This window comes from Agrobacterium sp. GD03872, from assembly GCF_029840625.1.
Taxonomy (GTDB): Bacteria; Pseudomonadota; Alphaproteobacteria; order Rhizobiales; family Rhizobiaceae; genus Agrobacterium; species Agrobacterium fabrum_A.
The window spans coordinates 1-25,511 of the sequence record NZ_JAOCCY010000016.1; the positions used below are offsets into that span (position 1 = coordinate 1).

Annotated in this window: 23 protein-coding genes; 13 read left to right on the forward strand and 10 right to left on the reverse strand. The window is 60.0% G+C overall.

Annotated elements, in window-relative coordinates; all coding sequences use genetic code 11:
* Nucleotides 1-17: 17 nt before the first annotated feature.
* The 6 genes from N5D22_RS22655 to N5D22_RS22680 form a co-directional block, all read right to left on the reverse strand.
* On the reverse strand, nucleotides 18-1,205 hold the full coding sequence (locus N5D22_RS22655) for a Gfo/Idh/MocA family oxidoreductase (protein WP_279658099.1): 1,188 nt from the start codon (nucleotides 1,203-1,205) through the stop codon (nucleotides 18-20).
* A 21-nt stretch (nucleotides 1,206-1,226) separates the two neighbouring features.
* Nucleotides 1,227-2,279: a sugar phosphate isomerase/epimerase gene (locus N5D22_RS22660; protein ID WP_279658100.1), complete on the reverse strand. Its 1,053-nt coding sequence runs from the start codon at nucleotides 2,277-2,279 to the stop codon at nucleotides 1,227-1,229.
* A gap of 143 nt (nucleotides 2,280-2,422) precedes the next feature.
* The gene (ugpC, locus tag N5D22_RS22665; RefSeq protein ID WP_279658101.1) at nucleotides 2,423-3,496 is read right to left on the reverse strand and encodes a sn-glycerol-3-phosphate ABC transporter ATP-binding protein UgpC; all 1,074 of its coding nucleotides are present in this window, start codon (nucleotides 3,494-3,496) and stop codon (nucleotides 2,423-2,425) included.
* A 17-nt stretch (nucleotides 3,497-3,513) separates the two neighbouring features.
* A complete protein-coding gene (locus tag N5D22_RS22670) occupies nucleotides 3,514-4,362 on the reverse strand; it encodes a carbohydrate ABC transporter permease (protein ID WP_020809465.1) in 849 nt (282 codons plus the stop codon).
* A complete protein-coding gene (locus tag N5D22_RS22675; protein ID WP_279658102.1) occupies nucleotides 4,355-5,293 on the reverse strand; it encodes a sugar ABC transporter permease in 939 nt (312 codons plus the stop codon). Before N5D22_RS22675 ends, N5D22_RS22670 begins: the two co-directional genes overlap by 8 nt.
* Before the next feature lie 70 nt (nucleotides 5,294-5,363).
* Entirely contained in the window at nucleotides 5,364-6,665 is a 1,302-nt protein-coding gene (locus tag N5D22_RS22680) for an extracellular solute-binding protein (protein ID WP_279658103.1), read from the reverse strand.
* Between the two features lie 195 nt (nucleotides 6,666-6,860).
* Between N5D22_RS22680 and N5D22_RS22685 the strand changes: the two genes are divergently transcribed.
* From N5D22_RS22685 to N5D22_RS22695, 3 genes are read left to right on the forward strand one after another with little or no spacing between them, the layout of a single operon-like run.
* Nucleotides 6,861-8,060, forward strand: coding sequence for an ROK family transcriptional regulator (locus N5D22_RS22685; RefSeq protein ID WP_279658104.1), 1,200 nt, complete (start codon nucleotides 6,861-6,863; stop codon nucleotides 8,058-8,060).
* A 52-nt stretch (nucleotides 8,061-8,112) separates the two neighbouring features.
* On the forward strand, nucleotides 8,113-9,213 hold the full coding sequence (locus N5D22_RS22690) for a Gfo/Idh/MocA family oxidoreductase (protein WP_279658105.1): 1,101 nt from the start codon (nucleotides 8,113-8,115) through the stop codon (nucleotides 9,211-9,213).
* A 17-nt stretch (nucleotides 9,214-9,230) separates the two neighbouring features.
* On the forward strand, nucleotides 9,231-9,872 hold the full coding sequence (locus N5D22_RS22695; protein ID WP_279658106.1) for a ThuA domain-containing protein: 642 nt from the start codon (nucleotides 9,231-9,233) through the stop codon (nucleotides 9,870-9,872).
* A 203-nt stretch (nucleotides 9,873-10,075) separates the two neighbouring features.
* Here the strand turns inward: N5D22_RS22695 and N5D22_RS22700 are convergent, their stop codons facing one another.
* Nucleotides 10,076-11,434 carry an amidase gene (locus tag N5D22_RS22700; protein WP_279658107.1) on the reverse strand — a complete coding sequence of 453 codons (1,359 nt, stop codon included), beginning with the start codon at nucleotides 11,432-11,434 and terminating at the stop codon, nucleotides 10,076-10,078.
* A gap of 343 nt (nucleotides 11,435-11,777) precedes the next feature.
* Between N5D22_RS22700 and N5D22_RS22705 the strand changes: the two genes are divergently transcribed.
* The 3 genes from N5D22_RS22705 to N5D22_RS22715 all read left to right on the forward strand — a co-directional run bounded on the left by N5D22_RS22705 (nucleotide 11,778) and on the right by N5D22_RS22715 (nucleotide 15,995).
* Complete coding sequence (locus N5D22_RS22705) at nucleotides 11,778-14,096, forward strand: EAL domain-containing protein (RefSeq protein ID WP_279658108.1); 2,319 nt, start codon at nucleotides 11,778-11,780, stop codon at nucleotides 14,094-14,096.
* 30 nt (nucleotides 14,097-14,126) lie between these two features.
* Entirely contained in the window at nucleotides 14,127-15,020 is an 894-nt protein-coding gene (locus N5D22_RS22710) for an amino acid ABC transporter substrate-binding protein (protein WP_279658109.1), read from the forward strand.
* Between the two features lie 72 nt (nucleotides 15,021-15,092).
* Nucleotides 15,093-15,995 carry an amino acid ABC transporter substrate-binding protein gene (locus tag N5D22_RS22715; RefSeq protein ID WP_279658110.1) on the forward strand — a complete coding sequence of 301 codons (903 nt, stop codon included), beginning with the start codon at nucleotides 15,093-15,095 and terminating at the stop codon, nucleotides 15,993-15,995.
* A 40-nt stretch (nucleotides 15,996-16,035) separates the two neighbouring features.
* Here the strand turns inward: N5D22_RS22715 and minE are convergent, their stop codons facing one another.
* From minE to minC, 3 genes are read right to left on the reverse strand one after another with little or no spacing between them, the layout of a single operon-like run.
* Nucleotides 16,036-16,296, reverse strand: a complete 261-nt coding sequence (gene minE / locus N5D22_RS22720) for a cell division topological specificity factor MinE (protein ID WP_020809474.1) — start codon at nucleotides 16,294-16,296, stop codon at nucleotides 16,036-16,038.
* On the reverse strand, nucleotides 16,293-17,108 hold the full coding sequence (gene minD, locus N5D22_RS22725) for a septum site-determining protein MinD (RefSeq protein ID WP_279658111.1): 816 nt from the start codon (nucleotides 17,106-17,108) through the stop codon (nucleotides 16,293-16,295). Before minD ends, minE begins: the two co-directional genes overlap by 4 nt.
* A gap of 34 nt (nucleotides 17,109-17,142) precedes the next feature.
* The gene (minC, locus tag N5D22_RS22730) at nucleotides 17,143-17,871 is read right to left on the reverse strand and encodes a septum site-determining protein MinC (RefSeq protein ID WP_279658112.1); all 729 of its coding nucleotides are present in this window, start codon (nucleotides 17,869-17,871) and stop codon (nucleotides 17,143-17,145) included.
* A gap of 411 nt (nucleotides 17,872-18,282) precedes the next feature.
* On the opposite strand from minC, the gene N5D22_RS22735 reads away from it, so the two are divergent.
* From N5D22_RS22735 to uxuA, 7 genes are all read left to right on the forward strand, one after another.
* Complete coding sequence (locus N5D22_RS22735; RefSeq protein ID WP_279658113.1) at nucleotides 18,283-18,969, forward strand: HAD family hydrolase; 687 nt, start codon at nucleotides 18,283-18,285, stop codon at nucleotides 18,967-18,969.
* Nucleotides 18,970-19,351: 382 nt separating this feature from the next.
* Nucleotides 19,352-20,068, forward strand: a complete 717-nt coding sequence (locus N5D22_RS22740) for a FadR/GntR family transcriptional regulator (RefSeq protein WP_279658114.1) — start codon at nucleotides 19,352-19,354, stop codon at nucleotides 20,066-20,068.
* A gap of 61 nt (nucleotides 20,069-20,129) precedes the next feature.
* Nucleotides 20,130-21,104, forward strand: coding sequence for a sialic acid TRAP transporter substrate-binding protein SiaP (locus tag N5D22_RS22745; protein WP_279658115.1), 975 nt, complete (start codon nucleotides 20,130-20,132; stop codon nucleotides 21,102-21,104).
* A 73-nt stretch (nucleotides 21,105-21,177) separates the two neighbouring features.
* Nucleotides 21,178-21,753 carry a TRAP transporter small permease gene (locus N5D22_RS22750; RefSeq protein WP_279658116.1) on the forward strand — a complete coding sequence of 192 codons (576 nt, stop codon included), beginning with the start codon at nucleotides 21,178-21,180 and terminating at the stop codon, nucleotides 21,751-21,753.
* A gap of 3 nt (nucleotides 21,754-21,756) precedes the next feature.
* Nucleotides 21,757-23,163 (forward strand): TRAP transporter large permease, encoded by a 1,407-nt coding sequence (locus N5D22_RS22755; protein ID WP_279658117.1) that lies wholly within the window; start codon nucleotides 21,757-21,759, stop codon nucleotides 23,161-23,163.
* A 70-nt stretch (nucleotides 23,164-23,233) separates the two neighbouring features.
* Nucleotides 23,234-24,280, forward strand: a complete 1,047-nt coding sequence (locus tag N5D22_RS22760; protein WP_279658118.1) for an L-idonate 5-dehydrogenase — start codon at nucleotides 23,234-23,236, stop codon at nucleotides 24,278-24,280.
* Nucleotides 24,281-24,296: 16 nt separating this feature from the next.
* The gene (gene uxuA / locus N5D22_RS22765) at nucleotides 24,297-25,505 is read left to right on the forward strand and encodes a mannonate dehydratase (RefSeq protein ID WP_279658119.1); all 1,209 of its coding nucleotides are present in this window, start codon (nucleotides 24,297-24,299) and stop codon (nucleotides 25,503-25,505) included.
* Nucleotides 25,506-25,511 lie beyond the last annotated feature (6 nt).

Below are 25,511 nucleotides of genomic sequence, written 5' to 3' on the forward strand. Positions count from 1 at the left end.
TACGCGGCAACCTCGTCTTACAGCTTCACCCAGCCGCCATTCTTCCTGCCGGACTCGACGCAGGCCGTGACGAAAGCGACACCTTTAACCCCGTCATCCACGGTCGGGTAAATCACCGCCTTGTCGAGCGCCGAGCCGGTGCGGCGGGCTTCAATGGCATGCGCCGCCTCGGTATAGATGGTGGCGAAGGCTTCGAGATAACCTTCAGGGTGGCCGGAGGGAATGCGGGTGACGCGTGCCGCCGCAGCCCCCGCCCCGGCGCCGCCGCGGGTGATAAGCTGCTTCGGCTCGCCAAGCTTCGTGAACCAGAGATAGTTCGGGTCGGCCTGTGTCCACTCGATGCCGGCCTTGTCGCCATAAACACGCACCTTCAGCCCGTTTTCGTGACCGACCGCAACCTGGCTGCACCAAAGCAGCCCCTTGGCGGCCTGCTTGCCGCCCTTCGGCTTGAAGCGCAGCATCACATGCGCATTGTCGTCGAGACGGCGGCCTTCGACAAAGGTGTGCACATCCGCCGCCAGCTCATCCGCTTCCAGACCGGAAATGAAGCAGCCGAGATTATAGGCATGAGTACCGATATCGCCGGTGGAGCCGCCGACGCCCGATTGCGCCGGATCGGTGCGCCAGACAGCCTGTTTCGCACCGGTCTGCTCCACCGCTTCCGTCAGCCAGTCCTGCGGATATTCCATCTGCACCAGACGGATATTGCCGAGTTCACCAGCCTCCACCAGTTCCCGCGCATGCCGCACCATGGGATAGCCGGTATAATTATGCGTCAGGATGAACAGCGCATCGGCCTTGTCGGCCACCTGCTTCAGCTTCTTGGCGTCTTCCAGGTTGGAGGTCAGCGGCTTGTCGCAGATGACATGGATGCCGCGCTCCAGAAACGCCTTAGCGGCCGGATAATGCACATGGTTGGGGGTGACGATCGCCACCGCCTCTATGCCATCCTCACGCAGCGCTTCCTTTTCGGCCATTTCCTCGAACGAACCGTAGCAACGCTCGGGATCGAGCCCCAGCTCACGGCCGGAGGCGAGGGATTTTTCCGGCGTCGAGGACAGGGCCCCCGCCACGAGATCGAAGCGATTGTCGAGCCGCGCGGCCATGCGGTGAACGCCGCCGATAAATGCACCCGAACCGCCGCCCACCATGCCAAGGCGAATCCGCCTGTTCGCCTTGTCGGTTGTCTTTCCTTCAATAGCCATAATATCTCCCCTGAAATGCTCTCAAAGCCCAAGCATACGGCGGTTGGCCGCATCGTCGGTGCCACCGGATGCGAAATCGTCAAAGGCTTTCTCCGTGACGCGGATGATATGCGCCTTGACGAATTCGGCACCTTCGAGGGCACCGTCTTCAGGATGCTTCAGCGCGCATTCCCATTCGACCACGGCCCAGCCGTCGAAATCATTGGCCGCCATTTTCGAGAAGACCGCACCGAAATCCACCTGCCCGTCACCCAATGAACGGAAGCGGCCGGCGCGGTTGACCCAGCTCTGATAACCGCCATAGACGCCCTGCCGGCCGGTCGGGTTGAACTCCGCATCCTTGACGTGGAACATCTTGATGCGGTCCTTGTAGATGTCGATATTGTCGAGATAATCGAGGCATTGCAGCACGTAATGTGAGGGATCGTAGAGCATGTTGGCACGGCTGTGGTTCTTCACCCGTTCGAGGAACATCTCGAAGGTCACGCCGTCATGCAGGTCTTCGCCCGGGTGGATTTCGTAGCAGACATCCACACCCTGCTCATCGGCATAATCGAGGATCGGCGTCCAGCGTTTCGCCAGCTCGTCAAAGGCCGTTTCCACCAGACCGGCCGGGCGCTGCGGCCATGGGTAGGCAAACGGCCAGGCGAGCGCACCGGAAAAGGTCGCATGCGCCTTGATGCCGAGATTTTTAGACGCTTTCAGCGCCAGCTTCACCTGCTCCACCGCCCATTGCTGCCGCGCCTTGGGATTGCCGCGCACTTCCGGTGCGGCAAAACCGTCGAAAGCCTCGTCATAGGCCGGGTGAACGGCAACCAGCTGGCCCTGCAGATGGGTGGAAAGCTCGGTCACCTCGACACCGTTCTGGCGCGCAATCCCGGCAAATTCGTCGCAATAATCCTTCGATTCCGCCGCTTTTCTGAGATCGATCAGCTGTCCGGCCCAGGTCGGCACCTGCACGCCGAGATAACCCTTTTCCGCCGCCCATTTGGTAATGCTGTCCCAGCTGTCGAAAGGGGCGACATCGCCGGCGAACTGGCCGAGAAAAAGACCCGGCCCCTTGATCGTTCTCATAAAATCTCCTCCCTGTATCGATACAGTTGGCGGTAAAACCGCTTTGGCTCCCAGCGCCAAGCTAACCGGTCGTAATTTTCAAACAAGCCCCAAAAGACGAGGGGCAAGAGAATTTCCGCATTTCGTTGAAAACGAGGAAGACGTTAAAGCGCGAGCCCGCTCGCCCTGTCGAACACGTGCACACGCTCGTGATGCACCGTGGCGGCAAACGGCGTATTGACCTTGACCGGCTGCTCGCCATCCACCACCGCCGTCACCTGATCGCCTGCCAGTTCGAAGACCACATGGGTCTGCGCCCCGGTCGGCTCCACCAGCAGCGTCCGGCCGGAGAGCGAGATATCGCCGCCGATGGTCGAGCCGATATGTTCCGGTCTCAAACCAATCGTCACGGGCTGGCCGCGTTTGACCTTTCGGGAGGCGGCAATGCGGATCGCAGTTCCGTCCTTCAACCGGGCGGCCGGCTGGTCGCCCTCGCCATCGACCACGCATTCGATGAGGTTCATGGCCGGTGAGCCGATGAAGGCGGCGACGAAGAGATTGGCGGGAGTCTTGTAGAGCTCGAGCGGCGTGCCCTGCTGTTCGATGCGACCGTGATTGAGCACCACGACCCGGTCCGCCAATGTCATCGCCTCGATCTGGTCATGGGTGACATAGATGGACGTCGTGCCAACTTTCTGGTGCAAAGTCTTGATTTCGCTGCGCATCTGCACGCGCAGCTTGGCATCGAGATTGGAGAGCGGCTCATCGAACAGGAAAACGGCCGGATTGCGCACCACGGCACGGCCCATGGCGACACGCTGGCGCTGGCCGCCGGAAAGCTGCGAGGGCTTGCGGTCGAGAAGCTTGCCGAGATCGAGCATGCGGGCGGCTTCCGCCACGCGCTCCTCGATGACGTTTTTCGGCTGGCCGGCAAGCTTCAGGTTGAAGCCCATGTTTTCGGCCACCGTCATATGCGGATAGAGCGCATAGGACTGGAACACCATGGCGATGTTGCGCTCGCGCGGGGTCATGCCGTTGACCACCTTGTCGCCGATGAGGATATCCCCATCGGTGATTTCCTCCAGCCCGGCGATCATGCGCAAAAGCGTGGACTTGCCGCAACCGGAAGGGCCGACCAGCGCGATGAATTCACCATCCGCTATATCAAGCGAGATGCCGTGGATGACATCGAGCGAGGCATAGGATTTGGCGATATTCTTAAGTTCGACGGAAGCCATGTTTTGCTCCTTTCAGGTCACGATTTGACGGCACCGGCCGTCAGGCCCGCGATGATGTGTTTTTGTGCGAGGAAGAAGACGATGACGGTCGGCAGGATCGTCAGCGTGATGAAGGCGAGAACGAGCTGCCATTCCGTGCCGAATTCGCCGCGATAGACCATGATGCCGAGCGGCCAGGGATATTTCGATTCCGAATTCAGCATGATCAGCGGCAGGATATAGCTGTTCCAGCTGCCAACGAAGGAAACGATGCCGACGGTCGCCACAATCGGCCGCGAAAGCGGCATGGAAATGTGCCAGAAGAACCGCAGATAACCGCAGCCATCCACGAAGGCGGCCTGAAACAGTTCCTCCGGCAGATTGCGAAAATAATTGCGGAACAGGAGAATGCTCATGCCTAGCCCGAAGGCCACCTGCGGCAGCACCACACCCCAATAGGTATCGAGCAGGCCGAGATCGCGAATGCGGATGAACAGCGGCAGGATGGCGGTGGCCGCCGGGAACATCAGCCCTAGCAGGAAATAATTCAGCAGGAAGGACGAACCGAAGAATTTCACATGCGCGAAGGTGAAGGCCGCCATGGCCGAGACGGTCAGCGTCAGGAACACCGTCAACAGCGCGATGACAAGCGAATTGAAGATTTGCAGCCAGTAACGTTTGCCGAAGAGGATATCGCCATAATTGGCCCATTGCCATTCGGCAGGAATGCCGAACGGGTTGACGCGCAGGTCTCCCAGCGTCTTGAAGCCGCCAAGTGCGGTGGTGAGCAACGGGATGAGCACGATGGCCGCAATCAGGCTCAGCGATATATAAAGATAAAGCTTGGTTTGCAGCGGCATGCGGACGGAGGTGGATGTGTCAGTCATGGCGCATGAAAATCCTTTTGTAACCGAAGGCGAGCGTCACGCAGATGATGAAAAGAACGACGCCGACCGCGCTGCCAAGCCCCACCTGCATGCGCATGACGCCGTAAGTGTAGAGGAAGGTAACCATGGTCTGCGTGGAGTTGGACGGCCCGCCGCCGGTCAGCGGCATGATCATGTCGAAAAGCTGCAATGAGCCGATAACCGCGAAGAAGACGGACAGGCGAACCGTGGAGCCGAGCATCGGCAGCGTGACATAACGGAACTTCTGCCAGCCGGACGCGCCGTCGATTTCGGCGGCTTCCAGCACATTCTTGTCGACGGACTGAAGGCCGGCGATGAACAGCATCATGTGAAAGCCGAAATATTTCCAGACGATGACGCCGAGCACGGCATAGATCGCCACATCCTTGTCTGCCAGCACGTAAGGATTGGCGAAGCCGAAGAAATTGGAAATGGCGGCGAAGAGGCCGTAATCACCGTCATAAACGAAACGCCAAATGAGACCAGCTGCGACATCCGCCAGCACATAGGGCAGGAAGAAAACCAGCCGGAAGGCAACGACGCCGGGAATGCGGTGCGCCAGCATCATCGCAAGCCAGATCGCCAGCGGGATCTGGATCAATACGGAAATCAGGATGATGAGGCCGTTATTGATCAAGGCCTGCGAGAAGGCGGCATTGCCGAACAGGACCTGAAAATTCCGCAGGCCCACAAAATCGGTCGGCGTGCCATAGCCGTTCCAGCGGTAAAGGCTGTACCATGCCGCCTCGCCCATGGGCAGGATGACGAACAGGGTAAAGAGCAGCAGGGCGGGCGGCAGGAAGACCAGAAGGGTCAGCGCCCGGTCATGCGCAACCGAACTTTGCTTGCGCTTGACCTTTGTCGCGCCGCGCGCCGGTATGGACGCAGAAGTCATGGAAATATCTGTCATCTCTATCCGCTTTCATTGAGGCAGATAAGCAGCGCCGCACATTCGCGACGCTGCCATGGAAACCGTCAGATCAGCGCAATTCGAATGCATCCTGAATCTGCTGGGCGCCCTCTTCCGCGCTCATCTGGCCGGAAACGATCTCGACGGAAACGTCATTGACGACGCGGCCGACGGCGGCGCCCAGCGTCTGGTCGAAGAAGTTCTGGTGCCAGGTGGAGCCGGCAAGCTGTTTTGCCGAATCCGCCAGCAGCGGGTTCTTGACCGCGCCGTCCGCCCCGCTCGCAACCGGCAGGATCATGCCGGCTGCCGCCATTTTCTCTTCGCTTTCCTTGCTGGTCAGGAATGTCGCGAAATCGATTGCTTCCTTGGACGCGTTTTTCGTGACCGCCCAACCATTCAGGCCGCCCAGCGTATCGGTGGCCTTGCCCGCGCCGCCCTCGACGACGGGGAAGGCGAAGCGGCCGATATTGTCGGCGGCCAGCCCCTTGCCGTCACCGGCATTTTTGCGCTGGTTGGCTTCCGTATTGTCGAAACCGAGGATCATCGCTGCCTTGCCGTCGCCGAAGACACCGAGCGCCTGTGGCCAGGTGGAGCCGAGATAACCGGGCTGGAAGGGTTCGAGCTTGCCGAACTCGGCCAGCTGCTCACCAGCCTTGATGATCGCCGGATCCATGAAACCTTCACCCTCGCCCTTGCGGGCGGCATCGAACACGGCCTGCCCGCCATTGCGCATGACGAGATAGCTCCAGTAGAAATGGATCGGCCATTTCTCACCGCCGCCGCCGGCAATCGGGACGATGCCCGCTTCCTTGATCTTCTTGACCGTGGCGCTGAAATCGTCCCAGGTCTTGATGTCCTCGGCCTTCACGCCGGCCTTGGCAAACAGCTCCTTGTTGTAAAAGAAGCTGACGAGGCTGACCTTGTAAGGCACGGCCCAGACCTTGCCATCGAAAGACAGGCCGTCGATTGCGGATGTATTATAGGCTTGGCGCAGCTTGCCGCCATCGGCGTCGAAAACCTCGGTCAAGTCCTTCAGCGCACCGGTCTTGGACTGTTCCTCAAGGACGCCGCCGCCCCAGCTGTAAAAGAAGTCAGGCACGTCGTTGGATTGCAGCAGCGTCGGCAATTTTGCCTTGAAGGCCTCATTTTCGAGGAACTGCAGCTGAACATCGACATCGGGATGCTTGGCCTCGTATTCCTTGGCAATTTCCTCCCAGACGGCCACGGCTTTCGGGTCCAGTTCCACATGCATCCATTTAACGACGGTCGCCGCCGAGGCGCTGGCCGCGCCGAACATCAGGGCTATGCTTGTCGTTGCGGCAAAGGCGATCCGCCTGCCGCTCAGGCTTGCGCCTGCGTGCCAATAGGTCATGTTCGTGATCCTCCCTGGGGTTCCTCACCATTTATTCCCCAATGCGGATTAATTCACCCCACACCCTGCCCAATGTCAAGGCGGGTTGCTGATTTTTTACCCTGATGGCTTGACACACCCCTCCCGGCAGACGTTATTTAATCCGCAATCCGATATAAATTCGTTTTAGATCGAACCCGATCGCAGCAGGACCCCATGAAGACCGCAGACCCAGAACTGATGCGCGCGATCAACAGGCTGAGCGTACTTGATAGCATCCGCCGCCACGGGCCGATCTCGCGGGTGGAAATCAGCGAAAGAACTGAGCTTTCCACCACCACCGTCTCGGCGATTACCGCCTCGCTGCTCGATGACGGGCTTATCCTCACCCGCCATATCGGCGATATCCGCACTGAAGGCGCGCGCGGCAGGCCGCGCGTGATGCTGGAGTTGAACCCGGATGCGGCCCGCGTGGTGGGCGCCAAGATCGCCGCAAGCCGCATGGTCTTCGTCGTCACCGATTTCTGCGGCAACGTGCTTTCGACGCTTGCCCTACCGATCCGTGTCGACCGTCAGCCCATCGGCGTCATCGCCGATCTGGTGGAAGACGGTGTGCGGCGCTGCGTGGTCGATGCCGGGCTGTCGCTGGAAGATGTGGACATGGTCTGCCTCGGCCTGCCCGGCGTTATCGAGCATCGCACCGGGAGAATTCGCAGCAGCCCTATATTGCGGGAGGTGAATGTCAATTTCGCCGAGGAAATGACGGCGCGGCTGAATTCGCCGACCATAATCGAAAGCGACGCCCACGCCATCACGCTCGCCCACCACTGGTTCGGCCATGCGCGTGATCTCGAAGACATGGTGCTGATTTCGCTGGAACAGACGCTCGGGCTTGGCGTGCTGCACCAGAACCAGCTTTTTCGCGGCGCCGGCGGCCTCAGCCACAATCTTGGCGACCTTGTCATCGGCCTTGCCAATGAGGGCACGGTGCGGCTGGCGAGCCAGGCGGGTGAAAACGCCATTCTGGGTTCCCGCCCGGCGGATGGGCGCTTTGCCGAGGCCATCAGGCTTGGCCGTGGCATGCAGCATGCCCATGCGCTGATTGCGGCTGAAGACCACGATCTCATCACGGCCGCCTTGCGCGCCGGCGCAGCCCTCGGCCTGACGCTTGCCAACATCGTCACGCTGTTTGCGCCGCCACGTGTCATCATTACCGGCTCCAGTCTCGAACTCGGCGAACCCTTCATCGCCAGCATCCGCGACAGCTACAACGCCGCCGTGCCGCCCTCGCTGGCCGGTGTCGCCGAGCTGGTTTTCGACGTTGCGAGCGATGAATTGTGGGCGCAGGGGGCTGCGGCCGTCGCGCTTTACGAGCTTTACGAATCGCCATGGAACACCACCGGGCCGGCGCTCTAGCCGGCAGGCTCACACCGGGGATTCGGCATTTCTGATTTACGGGAGGAATCATATGAAAAAAGTCGGTATCGGCATCATCGGCTGCGGCAATATTTCCAGCGCCTACCTCAAGGCAATGGCCTCGTTTCCCATTCTCGACATTCGTGGTCTTGCGGATATGAACGAGGAGGTCGCAAAGGCCCGCGCGGCGGAATTTGGCCTGCAGGCAAAAAGCGTCGACGCGCTTCTCTCCGACCCCTCGGTGGAGATCATCGTCAACCTGACGATCCCCAAGGCGCATGTGGAAGTGGGCCTGCGCGCGCTGGATGCCGGAAAACACGCCTATTCCGAAAAACCGCTCGGCATCAATTTCACCGAAGGCAAACGTCTTGCGGATACGGCAAAGGCAAAGGGCCTGCGCATCGGCTCGGCCCCCGACACTTTCCTCGGCGGCGGACACCAGACCGCACGCCGGCTGATCGATGAGGGCGTACTGGGCCAGCCGGTTGGCGGAACGGCCACCTTCATGTGCCCCGGCCATGAGCGCTGGCACCCCAACCCGGCCTTTTATTACGAGGTTGGCGGCGGACCGATGCTGGACATGGGTCCTTATTACATCACCGATCTCGTCAACCTGTTCGGCCCGGTCACCAAAGTAGCGGGTTTTGCCATTGCGCCGCGTAACGAGCGTCTCATCACCAGCGAGCCGAAGAACGGCGAAAAAATCCCCGTCCATGTCGCCACCCATGTCTCCGGCCTGCTGGGTTTTGAGAATGGCGCCGTGGTGCAGGTGGGCATGAGCTTCGATGTGGCGGGCCACAAACATGTGCCGCTGGAACTCTATGGCACTGAAGGCACGCTGATCGTCCCCGATCCCAACCATTTCGGCGGCGAGGTGCAATTACTGAAAAAGGGCGGCCAGTTCGAACCGCAGGCGCTGTCATCCCCCTATGCCGACGGCAATTACCGCTCGATAGGCGTCGCCGACATGGCCCATGCAATCCGCGAGAACCGCCCGCATCGCGCCAATGGCGATCTTGCCCTGCATGTGCTGGAGGTGATGGAAGCCTTCCAGACGGCATCGGACAGCGGCACCGCCGTTTCCATCACCACCAAGGCGGAGCGCCCTGCTCCACTCGAAACATCGCTGGTCGAAGGCCAGCTCGGCAAATAATCCGGAGGAGAAAATAAATGCGCGAAGCACTCATCGTCTGGGGCGGCTGGAGCGGCCATGAGCCACAGGAATGCGCCACCATCGTCAAGGACATGCTGGAGGAGGACGGTTTCAAGGTCTATGTGGAGCACTCAACCGAGGCCTTCGCCGATCCTTCGGTACATGATCTGAGCCTCGTCGTGCCCATCGTCACCATGTCGAAGATCGAGAAGGAAGAGATCAAGAACCTTACGGCCGCGGTCGAAAACGGTGTCGGCATTGCCGGTTTCCATGGCGGCGCAGCCGATAGTTTCCGCGAATGCGTCGAATACCAGTTCATGATCGGCGGTCAATGGGTTGCCCATCCCGGCAATATCATCGACTATCACGTCAACATCACCCGTCCCGACGACCCGCTGATGGAGGGGATTTCTGATTTCCCCTATACGTCGGAGCAATATTACATGCATGTCGACCCTTCGAACGAAGTACTGGCGACAACGAAATTCACCGGCGACCATGCCTGGTGGATCGACGGCGTGGTGATGCCGGTCGTCTGGAAACGCAAATACGGCAAGGGCCGCGTCTTTTATTCGGCGCTCGGCCATCAGGCCAAGGAATTTTCCGTGCCGCAGATGAAGACCATGTTCCGCCGCGGCGCCAATTGGGCGGCGCGGTGAGGCTACAGGTCGAGACGGCCAACTTCCTAACGCTTCAGAATGTCGAGGCAGCTCCCGGCCCACTCGACCTCATCCTCGGGCTTGACCCGAGGATCGACTGGCCTGCACAGGTCATGGATCCTCGAGTCAAGCCCGAGGATGACGGAGGGTGGGTTTGAAACGCTTTCACCAAACACCGAGGGCGACCAGATGTCGCCCTCTCCTCAGCCGCGAACGATCTCTTCCGCTGCCATCGCAACACCGAGAACATGGTCATCCGTGCCGTGCAGGCCAGAAAGCAGCAGGCCAACAGGCATTCCCGCCTCGCCTGTTCCGCACGAAATGGAAACGCCGCAGAGATCGAAAAAATTACCGATCTGGGTGTTGCGCAGGGTCTTCGCATTCATGGCGAAAAAGGCTTCGTCATCATCGATGAGCGGCGCGACCTTTGCGGCCACATGCGGCAATGTCGGTGACACAAGCAGCTCGTCCTTGCCGATCATGCCCATAAACGCAGCCGTCATGCGTTCGCGCGCTTCTACAATGCCAATGTAATCCGGCATGGAGATATTCGCGCCCAACCTCGTTCTTGCCACCACCCGCGGGTCCATCCGCGCGGCATCCACACCTTCCAGCCGCGCCTTGTGCAGGGCAAATGCTTCCGCCGTCACCAGCGCGCCCTTTTCCCTGATAAGATCGAACAATTGCGAAAAGATCGGGAATGCCTGCCGCCGCACTGAGGCGCCGGCATGGGAGAGCCGCTCCACCGCCTGTTCGAAAGCAGCTGCGACACCCTCCTCGATACCATCGAAAAACACCGTTTCCGGCACGACGAGCGACAGGCCGGCAAGAGGCTTACGTGCCAGATCGGCAGCAGCCCTGCCACGCATGGCGGCATCCACCCAAACGGCATCCTGCACGGTGCGGGTAAGCGGCCCGAGCGAATCGAGGCTTTTCGCCAATGGATAGACGCCGCGCATCGAATAACGGCCGCGGCTGGCCTTATACCCCACCACACCGTTGAAGGCGGCGGGAATGCGCACCGATCCGCCAGTATCCGTGCCGATTGCCACCGGCACCAGACCGGCAGCCACAACAACGCCCGCGCCGGAAGAGGAGCCGCCGGGCAAACGGTGGCCGTCCCGCGAGACTGGATTGCGCGGCGTGTCGAAATGCGGATTGATGCCGAGACCGGAAAAGGCGAACTCGCTCATATTGGTGCGGCCGACGCAGATCATGCCCGCCTGTTTCAGCGCCGTCACCACATCCGCATCGCGGGATGCGGGCGCATCATCCGACAGCACCGTCGATCCGGCCGTCGTTACCATGCCCTCGAGATCAAAGAGATCTTTCCAGGCCACCGGAATGCCGTCGAGAGCGCCGCAGGAGCGGCCGTCACGAATGCGTTTCGATGCCGCTTCCGCCTCCGCCATGGCCCGCTCTTCCGTCAATCCGACAAAAATAGCCTGATCCTCTTCCCCACGGATCGCATCCAGTGTCTCTTCCGCCAGTACACGCGGATCGAGTTGGCCGCTCTGGATGAGAATGGAAAGCTGCGCGACGTTTTTGCCCCTGTGAGCCATGATGATATTCCCTGAAATCCGACAGTGAGCACAACATGCCGTTTATCGGCTGCTTGGCAAGGCCGGTCGGGGCCCAGCGCCGCAGAGAAGTCGACTTGAGAAACGCGCAAAGGTTGTCATACTGAATTGGCGGTTTTGTTCCGGCGCATGACCGTAAGTCGGCGATTTTTTCAATCTGCGGTGCAGGAACACCGGGCTTGCACAAGCGGCGACTATAAAAAGACGGATTAATTCTTAATCGCATCTAAACTTTGTTGAATTATTTAGCAGACACCGTTGAAATGCATGTCCTATAAAATTCCATAAAACAATTATAACGCGACATCGCGGGGGACTATCGCGAATGGAAGAGACTGCCTATCGGGGGATAGATAGACAGACTGAACCCGGCCACACGCTTCGCTCAACGACGCAGCCGGAAACGGGCCGCCTTTCGCGGCGACGTTCGCTCGCCAGCAAGATAACCCTGATATTTCTGGGCGGCGTGATTTTTTCCTACAGCATCGGCGCGCTGGTCGGCTGGTATATGTTCGTTGCCGCCGCCAGCGAGCAATGGCTCAACCAGGCACGCGTCAATTCGCAGATCGCCAGCGCCACACTGCGCAGCATCTACACCTATGTCAGCGTCACCGCCGATACGGACGGGCAGGTCAACGGCATATTGACCGACAAGCCGATCGGCAACGATGAATCCATTCTCGTTACCGGATTCAATCCCAGTGACGTTCTCGCCCTCATCGGCGCGCAAACCAAAAACGCCGTCTGGCTTTTCAGGTACGACGAGGACGATTCCGGCTTCCGGCAGATCGCGGCCGCCTTCGACAACGCCACCGACGATGACGAAAAACCGCTCGCCACCGATCCCATCTTCTCAAGAGATGCCGTGGCCGCCCGTTTCGCCACCGGCTTTGCGACCATTGGCGAGTCGAACCACTATATCGGCCTGTTGCCAATCATCAGCATTGAAACGAAAAAACCGATCGGGGCGGTCGCCGTCAGCATAGGCGGTTCGGATGAGCTGTATGGTGCGCAACGCAAGCTGATCTACAATTCGCTCATTGCACTGATCGTGGTGCTGACCGTGACCGGTGTCCTTGTAACGGTGATTGCGCGGCACTTTCTGAAACCCGTTCCGGCTCTGGTGCAGGCGACGCTCCGCATCGCCCGCGAGGAAACGGATGTCGTCACACCGTTTCAGACGCGCAGGGATGAAATCGGCGATATGGCCACGGCCATCGAAACGCTGCGTGAGGCGGTTCTGGAACGCGGGCGCCTGCGGCAGATACGCGACATGGCGCAGCAACTGGAGCACATGGCTCATCACGATGCGCTGACCGGACTGCCCAACCGTGTGCTGCTTATGAAGACGCTGGAAAACCGTCTCGAACAGCTTTCCGCATCCGGCCAGCCATTTAATGTCATGCTGCTCGATCTCGACCGCTTCAAGGCCGTCAATGACACGCTGGGCCATGCCGCCGGCGATGCCTTGCTGGTGGCGGTGGCATCGCGGATTTCTTCCGTGCTCGGTGAAAACGACATGGTGAGCCGCCTCGGCGGCGACGAATTCGCGATCATACAATCGGCAAGCACTGACTGCGAGAGCAGCGCGGCGATGCTGGCCGCGCGGGTGGTGCATGCGGTCTCACGCAGCTTCAACCTCGAAGGCAGCAAAATCAGCATCGACACCAGTATCGGCATCGCCTGCGCGCCGGGCCACGGCACATCCGCCACCCAGCTTCTGCAACATGCCGATCTCGGCCTTTATCGCGCGAAATCCATGGGCTGCGGTTATTTCGTGTTTTACGAACCCGGCATGGACATGGCGGTGCAGCACAAGCATGCGCTGGAAATAGACATGAAATCCGCGCTCGAAAACCAGGAATTCGAGTTGCATTACCAGCCCGTGGTCAATCTGCAGAGCGGTCGCATCGTCGCTTATGAAGCGCTGGCCCGCTGGCGGCATAGCAAGCTCGGCCTCATCGCCCCGGACCGTTTCATCACGCTTGCCGAAGAAAACAACTTCATCAAACCCTTGGGCGAATGGGTTCTGGGGCAGGCCTGCATGGATGCCATGACCTGGCCGAAGGATATCCGGCTCGCCGTCAATCTGTCCGCCGTTCAGCTCTCCAATGACGATATCGTCCCTGTCGTTGACCGGGCGCTTGAGACGTCCGGTTTCCCGGCGGAACGGCTTGAGCTGGAGGTGACGGAAACAGCCATGCTGGAGCGTGACAGCAGCGCCCGAGCGCTGAAGCTGCTGAAGGAAAGGGGCGTGCGCCTCGCGCTTGACGATTTCGGCACCGGTTATGCCGGGCTCAGCACGCTGACCCATGTCGCCTTCGACAAGATCAAGATCGACCGGGAATTCGTCTCCGGCCTGCCGACCAATCCCATGTGTTCGGCCATCGTCAACACCGTCATCGACATGGCCGAACAGATCGGCCTGAAGGTAACCGCCGAGGGTGTTGAAAACAGGGATCAGCTCGAGGCGCTCAAGCTTTCCGGATGCGATGAAGCACAGGGCTATTATTTTGCCGAGCCCGCCCCACTGGCCCGCATCCTCAGGAATCGCACCGTTATCGCGCCGCTCGCAAAGGACGAGCCCGGCGATGCCGGCCGCTCGTCACTGGAAACCTATTGCCCACCGCAAAAAGCCATTTGAGAAACCGGCCGCCAGCCAAGAGGATATAAAATGCGCCTTTCAGTATTTTGCCTTTTCCTCACATGCTTTGCTCCCATCACGCCCCTCCAGGCCGCCGACGAAGGCGACACGCTTCAGCAGATCGCCAGAACCGCAAAAATCCGCATCGGCTACCGCGAGGCCGAACCGCCTTTTTCCTATCAATTGCCGAACGGGGAAATCACCGGCTTCTCGACCGATCTCTGTCGGGCGATCAGTGAAGATATTCGCAGGAAGCTGAAGCTCGACAGGATCGAGCTCGAATATGTCAAGGCCACGCCCGCCACCCGCTTCATCCTTGTCCGCGGCGGCCAGATCGATATCGAATGCGCAGCCACGACCAATAATAGCGAGCGCCGCAAGATCGTCGATTTCTCCTACCCCAATTTCATGACCGCGACGCAATTTCTCTCCCGCAGGCAGGACAATCTGAAAAGCCTTGCCGATCTCGCGGGACGGTCCGTCACATCCGCCTCCGGCACCGTCAATATCGAGCAGCTCAACGCCATAAACCGGGCGAAGAACCTCAATATCTCGGTGATGCCGACCAAAACCAATGAGGAGGCCTTCGAACTCGTTGTTTCCGGCAAGGCCTCGGCCTTCGTCATGGATGGCATATTGCTCGCGGCGCTGGCGGCGACATCGGAAAATCCGGACCTCTATGCACTCTCTGAGGAAACGCTGAGCGCACCCGAGCCCTATGGCCTGGTTTTCCGGCGTGACGACCCGGCGTTCAAGGCCGCTGTCAATGAAAGCCTCAGGCATATTTTCACCGGGCCGGCCATTCACGGCCTTTATGAAAAATGGTTCACCATGCCCATTCCGCCCAACGGCATGAACCTGAACCTGCCGATGGCCGCCGCCTTGAAACAAGCCTACGAACATCCGCGCGAATACCAGGACTGAAAGCGCCAAGCGTCAACCCGTATCGATTTTCATGAAAATGTTTTGATGGATTATTTTGGCTGGAGATGCGCGATGCAGAGATCGACATTATGGCTCATGCTGGTTTTTTCAAGTCTCCTGCCCGCGCATGCGGCCAGTGAAGATGCCCAACCGCCGACGCTTGAAACCATCGCCAAGACCGGCGCGATCCGGCTCGGTTATGCCGACCGCAACATCCCCTTTTCCTATCTGGGCGCCGGCCCCGAGCCTATCGGTTACAGTATCGAGCTGTGTTTGAGGGTGGCGGATTCCATCAAGAAGAAACTCGGCCTGCCGGCATTGAAGATCGATTTCGTCAAGCGCACCCCCAGCAACCGGATCATGCTTCTCAATGACGGCACGATCGACATGGAATGCGTGGCGAGCACGAATACCGAGGAGAGACGCAAGGCGGTGTGGTTTTCCTACAGCCACTTCATCACCGGCACACGTTATGTGGCGCTGAAGTCGAGCGGTCTGAACACGGTTGCCGATCTTGCCGGGCGAACGGTGGTCGTGACGACGGGGACCATCAACATCACCCAACTCAACGTCATCAATCGCAAATTGGGACTGAACATCGCCGTGCTGCAAAATGACAGCACCGAGGGTAGTTTCGACATGGTCACGGAAAACCGCGCCTCGGCCTTCGTCATGGACGATATTCTCCTGCGGTCCTTCGTGGCCGAAACCGGCAGGCCGCAGGATTATTCCATATCCAGTGAATATCTTGCTCCGCCGCAACCCTATGGCCTGATGCTCCGGCATGGCGACAGCGGCTTCCGGGATGCGGTCAACGAGGCGCTGGGACAAATCTACGCCAGCGGAGAAATCGAGAAAATCTACGACAAATGGTTCAACGCACCGATCCCGCCGAACGGCATCAACCTGAAACGCCCGCTGCCCGGTGATCTGGCCGAGGTATTTCGAAGGCCCGTCGATACGACCGCGGAATAAAAACGCCGCCGTTGGCTGGCGGCGTTTTCATGGCATGATTTTAGGCGGCGCGCAGGTCAGCACCCAATGGTATCTCGACATCGATCTCCAATATGGAGACATGCTCGTCGCGATCCATCTTCACATGCACCCGGTCATTGTCGATCTGCACATGCTTGGCGATGACGCCGAGAATTTCTTCCCTGAGGATGGCGACGAGATCGGAGCCCGAGGATGCCCTTTCGTGGGCGAGCAGCACCTGCAGGCGTTCGCGCGCAAGCGGTGCCGACTTCTGTTTGCGGAAAAGACTGAAGATGCTCATGCAGCCCTCCTTGCGAAGATCTTTGAGAAGATGCCGCGCTTCTCACCCGGGACAACCACAGGAATATCCTCGCCGGACAGGCGGCGGGCGGCGTCGAAATAGGCCATGGCAGGCGCGCAGCGGGCGTCCGCCAGCGTGACAGGCGCACCGACGTTCGAAGCCCGCAGCACATCCGTGCTTTCGGGAATGATGCCGAGCAGCGGGATGGAGAGGATTTCCAGAACGTCATCGACCTTCAGCATGTCGCCGCGCTCGGCGCGGGACGCATCGTAACGCGTCAGAAGCAGGTGCTTCTCCATGCGCTCGCCGCGTTCGGCCTTCAGCGTCTTGGAATCCAGCAGGCCGATGATGCGGTCGCTGTCGCGCACCGACGAGACTTCCGGATTGGTGACGACGACGGCCACATCCGCATGGCGCATCGCCAGCGTCGCGCCGCGCTCGATGCCGGCCGGGCTGTCGCAGATCACCCAGTCGAAATGTTTCTTCAGTTCGTTGATGACCCATTCGACGCCTTCCGGCGTCAGATTGTCCTTGTCGCGCGTCTGCGAGGCAGGCAGGAGGAACAGCGTCTCGAGACGCTTGTCGCGGATCAGCGCCTGCGTCAGCTTGGCATCGCCCTGGATGACGTTGACGAGGTCGTAAACCACCCGGCGCTCGGCACCCATGACGAGATCGAGGTTGCGCAGGCCGACATCGAAATCGACGACCACGACCTTTTCCTTGTTCTGCGCCAGCGCGGCGCCAAGCGCTGCGGTCGAGGTGGTCTTGCCGACCCCGCCCTTGCCGGAAGTTACAACGACTACCTTCCCCATATGGCTCTCCTGTTCCTGTGTTGTTTCTCTGTTATCAGCCGAGTTTTGCGGCCTTGATCGTATCGTTTTCCAGCCAGAGCTGGACGGGCTGGCCACGCAGCTTGTCATCGATGTCCTCGGCCACCTTGTAGACGCCGTCGATGGCCAGAAGCTCCGCCTCCAGCTTGCGGCAGAAGATGCGCGCCGAGACGTTGCCGAGCGAACCGGCCATGGCGCGTCCACGCAGGGCGCCGTAAATATGCACAGAACCGCCGGCGATGATTTCCGCTCCCGAGGCGACCGAACCAATGACGGTGACATCACCCTCGGGAAACATGATCGACTGGCCGGAACGCACCGGCTCATTGATGACCAGCGACTGCACAACGGCGCGAACCTCGCCCGAAATGCGCGGTTTTTCCTCCGGCAACTCGGCGGCGGCAACGACCGGCTCCACCTCGACATCGGAAGCGGGTTTACCGCCCTTCAGCGACGGCGGCATGCCCGGCTCGATCATCGAAGGGCGAACGCCCTCGATACCCATAATGCCGACATTACGTTCCGTCAGCGCCGCCAGCAGTTCCTTAAGACCCGCCTTGTCGAGCGACAGCTCCGACACATCCAGAACCACCGGCCGCGACAGGAAGAAGCCCGCCGAACGGGCGGCGAGATCATCGAGCCTTTCCAGCCATTGATCGACCGGAGCCTCAGGGGACAGGACGACTGCGAGAAAGGAGCGGCCTTTGATACGGATGGAACGCTGGTCTGTTAGCACTTTGGTCATCTTGGTAAACAAATCGTTGACAATTAGGTACCTCGAATATGGTTAACAAATGGTTAACGAAGCCCTTGAAGCGGCGGTTTCGTTAAGAAAATTCGGCCCTGAAAATTCTCATGCAAAACATCCGGAAACTGCCATTACCTGCTGATTTTGCGTATTTTCATAGCTCGTAAAAACTCATGATAGCGACCTATCCTTGCTGCAACCTGACCTTCCGCATCGCCAGATAGCGCACCGCCTCCCTGCCCGCCCTCACCCGAGTCGCCGGCAGTCTGAAGCGTCCGATTCTGGAACAGTCATCACCGCTGCTGGCCGAAAGATCGTCATTTGACCTCCCGGCGGAAAAGCGATTCCGTTATCTCCGCCGATGTTGTAGACACGAGGGCAACTCCACACGTCCAACGGAAGAATGACATGCACAGCAAAGTCCCGCCGGCCAGCCAGATGTTTTCGCGTGAATATGACGCCTTCCTGTTCGACATGGACGGAACGCTGCTCAATTCGATCGCGGTGGTGGAACGTGTCTGGCGCGAATGGGCCGTGGACAATGGCATAGAACCGAACGCCTTCCTGCAACGCATCCACGGCATGCGCGCATCGGAAGTGGTGCGCCGCGAGGCCATTCCCGGCCTCGATATCCAGGAACAGGCGGACATGCTGCTGCAAAAGGAAATGGAGGATGTCGAGGGCATTCTCCAGATTCCGCAGGCGGCGGCCTTTCTCGAAAAATTGCCGGCCGGCAAATGGGCCATCGTCACCTCCGCCGCCCGCGCGCTTGCCGAACTGCGCCTGGCGGCAGCGGGGCTCACACCGCCCCCGGTCATGATCTGCGCCGAGGATGTGGTAAACGGCAAACCGGATCCGGAAGGTTACAGGAAGGCGGCGGAAAAGCTTGGCGTCGCACCTGAAAACTGCGTCGTCTTCGAGGACGCCCCTGCCGGTATTCAGGCGGGGGAAAGCATGGGCGCAACGGTGGTGGTGATCAATGCCACCCATTCGCATCCCATCGAAACGCCGCATCATTCGATTGGTGGGTATGGTGAGCTGGATGTCGTCATTGGTGAGAATGGCGCTCTGAGGCTCGCGGGCAATAGAGGCTGAAGAAGGCTGCTTGCGTTTAAGGCCTCGGCACTATTTTCAACCTTACAGCGATAAGTCAGTCGCTTCAGACTGTCCGGCGCAACCTTTCCCCGTCATTCCAGCCTTGAGCCGGAATTCAGCCGACGCGCGTCTGCGCGGCGCGAAGAGTCTTTTTATCCCAAGGACTTGGGCTGACTGGATACCGGCTCAAGGTCGGCATGACGGAAGTGCTCAAAGCCCCGAAATAAGACAACGCCCCACCTGCTGAACCGCCTCGAACTCCTCCCCACACTTTTCCACCACCGGCCGATTGACAGTACCGCACAAATACGCCCTAATAAAATTGGTAAGACCATCTTACCGCTTGCGCGATCGGAGGAGACTTTCGCGCTGGGAGGATATCATGTTTGTGGCTCTGGAGCCGCGCCGCCTTTACCGGCTGGTCGCGGAACAAATTCGCTTGCTCATCGAAAGCGGAGAACTGACGGAAGGTCAGCGCCTGCCGGCGGAACGCGACCTTGCGGAACGTTTCGGCGTTTCCCGCCCGACGGTGCGTGAGGCGCTGATCGTCCTGGAAGTGGAAGGCCATATCCATATCCGCATGGGTTCGGGCGTCTATGTGAGCGCGGCCGGCAAGCAGGCCCAAAAAAAGTCGGCGGTGCCGGATGCGCACGGGCCGTTCGAAATCCTGCAGGCGCGCTGCATCATCGAGAGCGCGATTGCCGAAGAGGCGGCGCGGCTTGCCACGCCGGAATGCATCGCCAAGCTTGATGACATCATCGAACGCATGGCCGGCGCGCTCGACAATTCACCGCAGGCGCTCAATCTCGACCGCGCCTTCCACACCGCCATCGCCGATATCATCGGCAATTCGGCGCTGAACCGCTTTACCGGCCTGATCTATGACGAGCGCAGCCTGTCGCCCTTTTTCGAAAAGCTCGCCAGCTATTTCGAGGGTCCGCATACCTGGAACCTCGCCGTTCAGGAACACCGGGTGATCCGCGACGCCATTGCCGCCAACGACCCGGAAGGGGCCCGCGAGGCGATGCGAGAGCATCTGACGCTGTCGCAGAAGAGATTTTCCGAAAGTTTCGGGGAGGAAACGATCGGAGAAGACTAGCCGCCGCCGGAACCGGCGGCGGAAAAATGAAAATCTGGCTTTAATTCGGGAGGAGTTAAGAATGAAAATCAGATTGTCGACTTTGATGGGCGCAACGGCGGCCATCCTGCTTTCCGCCCTGGCGGCGCAGGCACAGACCACGCTGAAATGGGCGCATGTCTACGAAACCTCCGAGCCGTTCCACACGGATTCGGTCTGGGCGGCGGAAGAAATCGGCAAGCGCACCGACGGCCGCTACAAGATCGATGTCTTCCCGGCCTCGCAGCTCGGCAAGGAAGCCGATATCAACCAGGGCCTGAAGCTCGGCACGGTGGATATCATCATTTCCGGATCGAGCTTCGCGGCGCGCGACCACAAGCCGATCGGCGTCACCTATTTCCCTTATATCTTCCGCGATCCGAGCCACCTGATCGCCTATACCAAGAGCGATGTCTTCAAGAAGCTCGCCAAAGGTTACGAGGACAAGACCGGCAACCACATCGTCGCCGTCAGCTATTACGGCACCCGCCACACCACCTCGAACAAGCCGATTGAAAAATGCGCCGACATGGCCGGGCTGAAAATGCGCGTTCCCGATGTGCCGGCCTATCTGGCCATGCCGCGCGCCTGCGGCGCCAATACGACGCCGATCGCCTTTGCGGAAGTCTATCTGGCGCTTCAGAACGGCACCGTCGAGGCCCAGGAAAATCCGCTGACGACAATCGAGGCGAAGAAATTCTACGAGGTTCAGAAGAACATCGTCCTCACCGGCCACATTGTCGATCATCTCAACACGCTCGTTTCCAAAACCCGCTGGGCGAGCCTTTCGGACGAGGACAAGAAAATCTTCACCGAGGTGATGCAGGAGGCGGCGGCCCGCACGACGAAGACGATCGAAGCCCGTGAAAAGGCCCTCGTCGACGAGTTCAAGTCGAAGGGCATCACAGTTGCGGAGGTCGACAAGGCCGACTTCGAGGAAAACGTCATCGACAAGGTGAAGCTTGAGGACTTCGGCTACGAGAAAGCCGACTGGGAAGCCATCCGCGCCATCAAGTAAAGCGCGCGCCTATCCCTGCGCCAATTTCGCGGGGATAGGCTTTACCGAGACCTTCGCACTGGAGCTCCCGTCAATGACCGATCATCAGAACACGCCTATCAGCGTGGAAGAAATGGCGCATGCCTTTGAAGAGGATACCGGCCCCGTCGATCTTTCGCCCTATGCTGTGGAAGACTGGATAACGCTTGCCGTGTTCTGGGGCATGGGTCTTTGCGTCTTCCTGCAATTCTTCACCCGTTACGTGCTGAACGACAGCTTCGCCTGGACGGAGGAAATCGCCGCCAATTGCCTCGTTGTCGTCGTCTTCCTCGGTTCGGTCATGTGCGTGCGCATGTTCCGCCATATTCACGTCGACCTGATCTACCGCTTCGTGCCGAAATCCGTCGGGCGGATTCTCGAGCTGATCGTCGATCTCATCACCATCGGTTTTTTCGCCTACATCACCTGGCTGATGTGGCGTTATCTGGAAATCGTCGGCGATGAGCGCATGGTCACCGTCGACCTGCCGCGCGGTATCGTCTTCTACACCGTTTTCGCCGCTTTCGCGCTGATGTTCCTGCGTGCCCTGCACAACTTCATCAAGGACATCACCGGCAAGCAAACCGTGCGTGAAAAGGCTCAGGAAGCCGTAAGCACACAGGGAATCTAAACCATGCTTCTGCTCATCGGCTCATTTCTTCTGCTTCTCATCATCGGCACGCCGGTGGCCGTTTCCATGGCCGTCAGTTCGCTGCTCTATCTCGTCATCTACGGCGTGGCGCCCGATATCATCGCGGCCCAGCGCATGATCGCCGGCGTCGAGAGCTTTCCGCTCATCGCCGTTCCGTTCTTCATCCTTGCCGGCAATCTGATGAACATCGCCGGGGTGACAAGTCGCATCTACCGTTTTGCACTTTCGCTTGTGGGCTGGATGAAGGGTGGTTTGGCGCAGGTCAACATCATCGGCTCGGTGGTTTTTTCCGGCATGTCGGGCACGGCGCTCGCGGATGCCGCCGGCATCGGCACCATCGAGATCAAGGCCATGAAGGATCATGGCTATCCGGTTGATGCGGCCGTCGGCGTTACCGCCGCATCGGCCACGCTCGGCCCGATCTTCCCGCCGTCACTGCCCTTCGTCATCTACGGCATGATGGCCAACGCCTCGATCGGCGCCCTGTTCATGGCCGGCATCATTCCCGGCGTCGTGATGACCGTGCTGATGATGCTGACGGTCTACATTTTCGCAAAACGCAAAGGCTGGGGTTCGGACACGCCGTTTGAACTGAAGCAGCTTCTTTCCGCTTCCATGGAAGTGGTGATCGTGCTCAGCTTCCCGGTGGCGGTCTATCTGATGATCCTTGCCGGCATGTCGCTCAATGTTGCGGTCCTTATCGGCCTCGCCGTACTTGTCGCACTGGACTGGTATTACGATTTCTCCGCCGTCATGGCGCTGATGACGCCGGTGCTGCTGATCGGCGGCATGACAATGGGCTGGTTCACTCCGACCGAAGCCGCGGTCGCGGCGGTTCTCTGGTCGCTCTTCCTCGGGCTGGTGCGTTATCGCACCATGACGTTCAGGACATTGGCAAAGGCAAGCTTCGATACGATAGAGACGACCGCTTCGGTCCTCTTCATCGTCACGGCCGCCTCGATCTTCGCATGGCTGCTGACGGTCAGCCAGGCGGCCCAGCTCTTTTCCGATTTCATGTTCGCCATGACGGACAATTGGTGGACCTTCCTCATCATCGTCAACATCCTGCTCCTGGTCGTCGGCGCCTTTCTCGACACCATCGCCGCCATCAGCATTCTGGTGCCGATCCTGATGCCGGTCGCCGCCCGTTACGGCATAGATCCCGTCCATCTCGGGCTGATCGTGACGCTCAACCTGATGATCGGTCTTCTGACCCCTCCGGTCGGCATGGTGCTGTTCGTCCTGTCACGTATTTCGAAAATGTCGGTGGAGCGGACCACGCTCGCCATCCTGCCATGGATGATCCCGCTTTTCGTGGCGCTGGCGCTGATCACTTTCATACCGGCGATCACGCTGTGGCTGCCGACCCAGCTCGGCCTTATCCGCTGAAGGAACAGAGGCTGCGCGGTCAGCGCCGCGCAGCCTTTTCGATAATCCATGCATTCGAAAGGACCCAGTCATGCAGACACGCGTGGCACGCCTGTACGGCGAGAAGGACATTCGCGTCGAAACGCGGGACATGCGGGCACCGGGCCCCGGCGAAGTGCTGCTTGGCATGGCGGCGGGCGGCATCTGCGGCTCCGATCTTCATTATTATCAGGATGGCGGCTTCGGCCCGGTGCGGGTGCGCGAGCCGATCATCTGCGGACATGAGGCGTCCGGCCATGTGCGGGCGCTGGGAGAAGGCGTCAGCGGGCTTGCCATCGGCCAGCTCGTCGCTGTCAATCCGTCCCAGCCCTGCGGTCATTGTCATTTCTGCCTGAAGGGCCAGCCGATCCATTGCCTCGACATGCGCTTCATGGGCAGCGCCATGCGCCTGCCGCATGAACAGGGCATGTTCCGCGACCGGCTGGTGGTTCCCGCCAAACAATGCGCGACATTTTCAGACGCCACATCGCCCGCCGAAGCCGCCTGCACCGAGCCGCTCGCCGTCTGCCTGCATGCGGTGGCCCAGGCCGGCGACCTGAAAGGTGCAAACGTACTCGTGACGGGAGCGGGGCCCATCGGCCTGTTGACGATCGCCGCCGCCCGCCATGCCGGTGCGGCGACCATCGTCGCGACCGACCTGACCGACGCGGCGCTGGAACGCGCACCCGCCATGGGCGCGGACAGCACGATCAATGTAACAAAGAATGCCGAGGCGCTTTTGCCCTATCAGGATAATAAGGGGTATTTCGACGTCATTTTCGATTGCTCCGCCGCAGCACCCGCGCTTCGCACGGCCTTTGCCTGCGTGCGCCCACGCGGCGCCATCGTGCAGGTGGGCGTCACCGGCGACATCACCATTCCGCTCAACGCGCTGGTGGGCAAGGAAATCCTCTGGCGCGGCTCGCAACGCTTCCACGACGAATTCGCCATCGCCGCCGGGCTCATCTCCACCCGCGAGATCGATGTACGGCCGATCATTTCCCACAGCTTCCCGCTCGGCGAGGCGAAAGCCGCTTTCGAACAGGCCGGAGACCGCTCCGCCGCCTGCAAGGTGCAGCTGACATTTTCCGCAGAATGATATTTGAGGATTTGAGATGAGACATACATGGCGCTGGTTCGGCCCAGTCGACAAGGTCACGGTTCAGGATGCGGCTCAGGCGGGTGCGGAAGGCATCGTCAGCGCGCTGCATCACATCGCCACCGGCGATGTCTGGCCGGTGGATGAAATCGCCAAACGGCATGAGGCGATCAAGGCCGGCGGACTTTATTGGGATGTCGTCGAAAGCGTGCCCGTTTCCGAGGATATCAAGACCCAGACCGGTGATTGGAAAACCCATATAGCCAACTGGCAGGAAACGCTGCGCCGCCTCTCCGCATCCGGCATCCGCACCGTCTGCTATAATTTCATGCCCGTGCTGGACTGGACCCGCACCGACCTGCGCTGGGAAACAAGGCACGGCGCCAAGGCGATGCGTTTCGACCTTACCGATTTCGCCGCCTTCGACATCCACATCCTGAAACGCCCCGGGGCAAAGGCGGATTATCCCGACTGGCTGGCGGAGGAAGCGGCAAAACGCTTCGCCGGCATGCCGGACACGAAAATCGCCGCCCTCGGGCGCAACATCGGTGCGGGCCTGCCGGGCTCGGCGGATGGTTATACGCTCGCCCAGCTTCTGGAAAAGCTGCGTTCCTATCAAGGTATAAACCGCGAAAGGCTGCAGCAGAACCTGGTCGATTTTCTCTCCGAGGTGACGCCGGTTGCCGAAGCGGTCGGCATCAACATCTGCGGCCATGGCGACGACCCGCCATGGCCGCTGCTCGGCCTGCCGCGAATTCTCTCCACCGAAGCCGACTACGCCCATATGCTCTCAAAGGTCGACAGCCGCGCCAACGGCGTGACGCTGTGCACAGGTTCTCTCGGCGCGCGGGCGGATAACGACCTGCCCTTGATCGCCAGCCGTTTTGCCGATCGCATCCATTTTGTGCATCTGCGCAACGTGACGCGCGACACCGACACCGTGCCCTGCTCCTTCTTCGAGGATGAGCATCTGGAAGGCGCAACCGATATGGTCGCCGTCATCGCCGCGCTGCTTGCCGAAGAGGCGCGCCGCCGGGCGGAGGGCCGTGAAGACCATACCATTCCGATGCGACCCGATCACGGACAGGAAATCCTTGATGACCTGACGCGTGGAGCACAGCCCGGGTACCCCGCGATTGGCCGGCTGAAAGGGCTGGCTGAGCTGCGCGGCATCGAGCGCACGCTGTCGCACAGCCATTTCGGCCTCACGGGCGGGACGCGCTGAACAAGT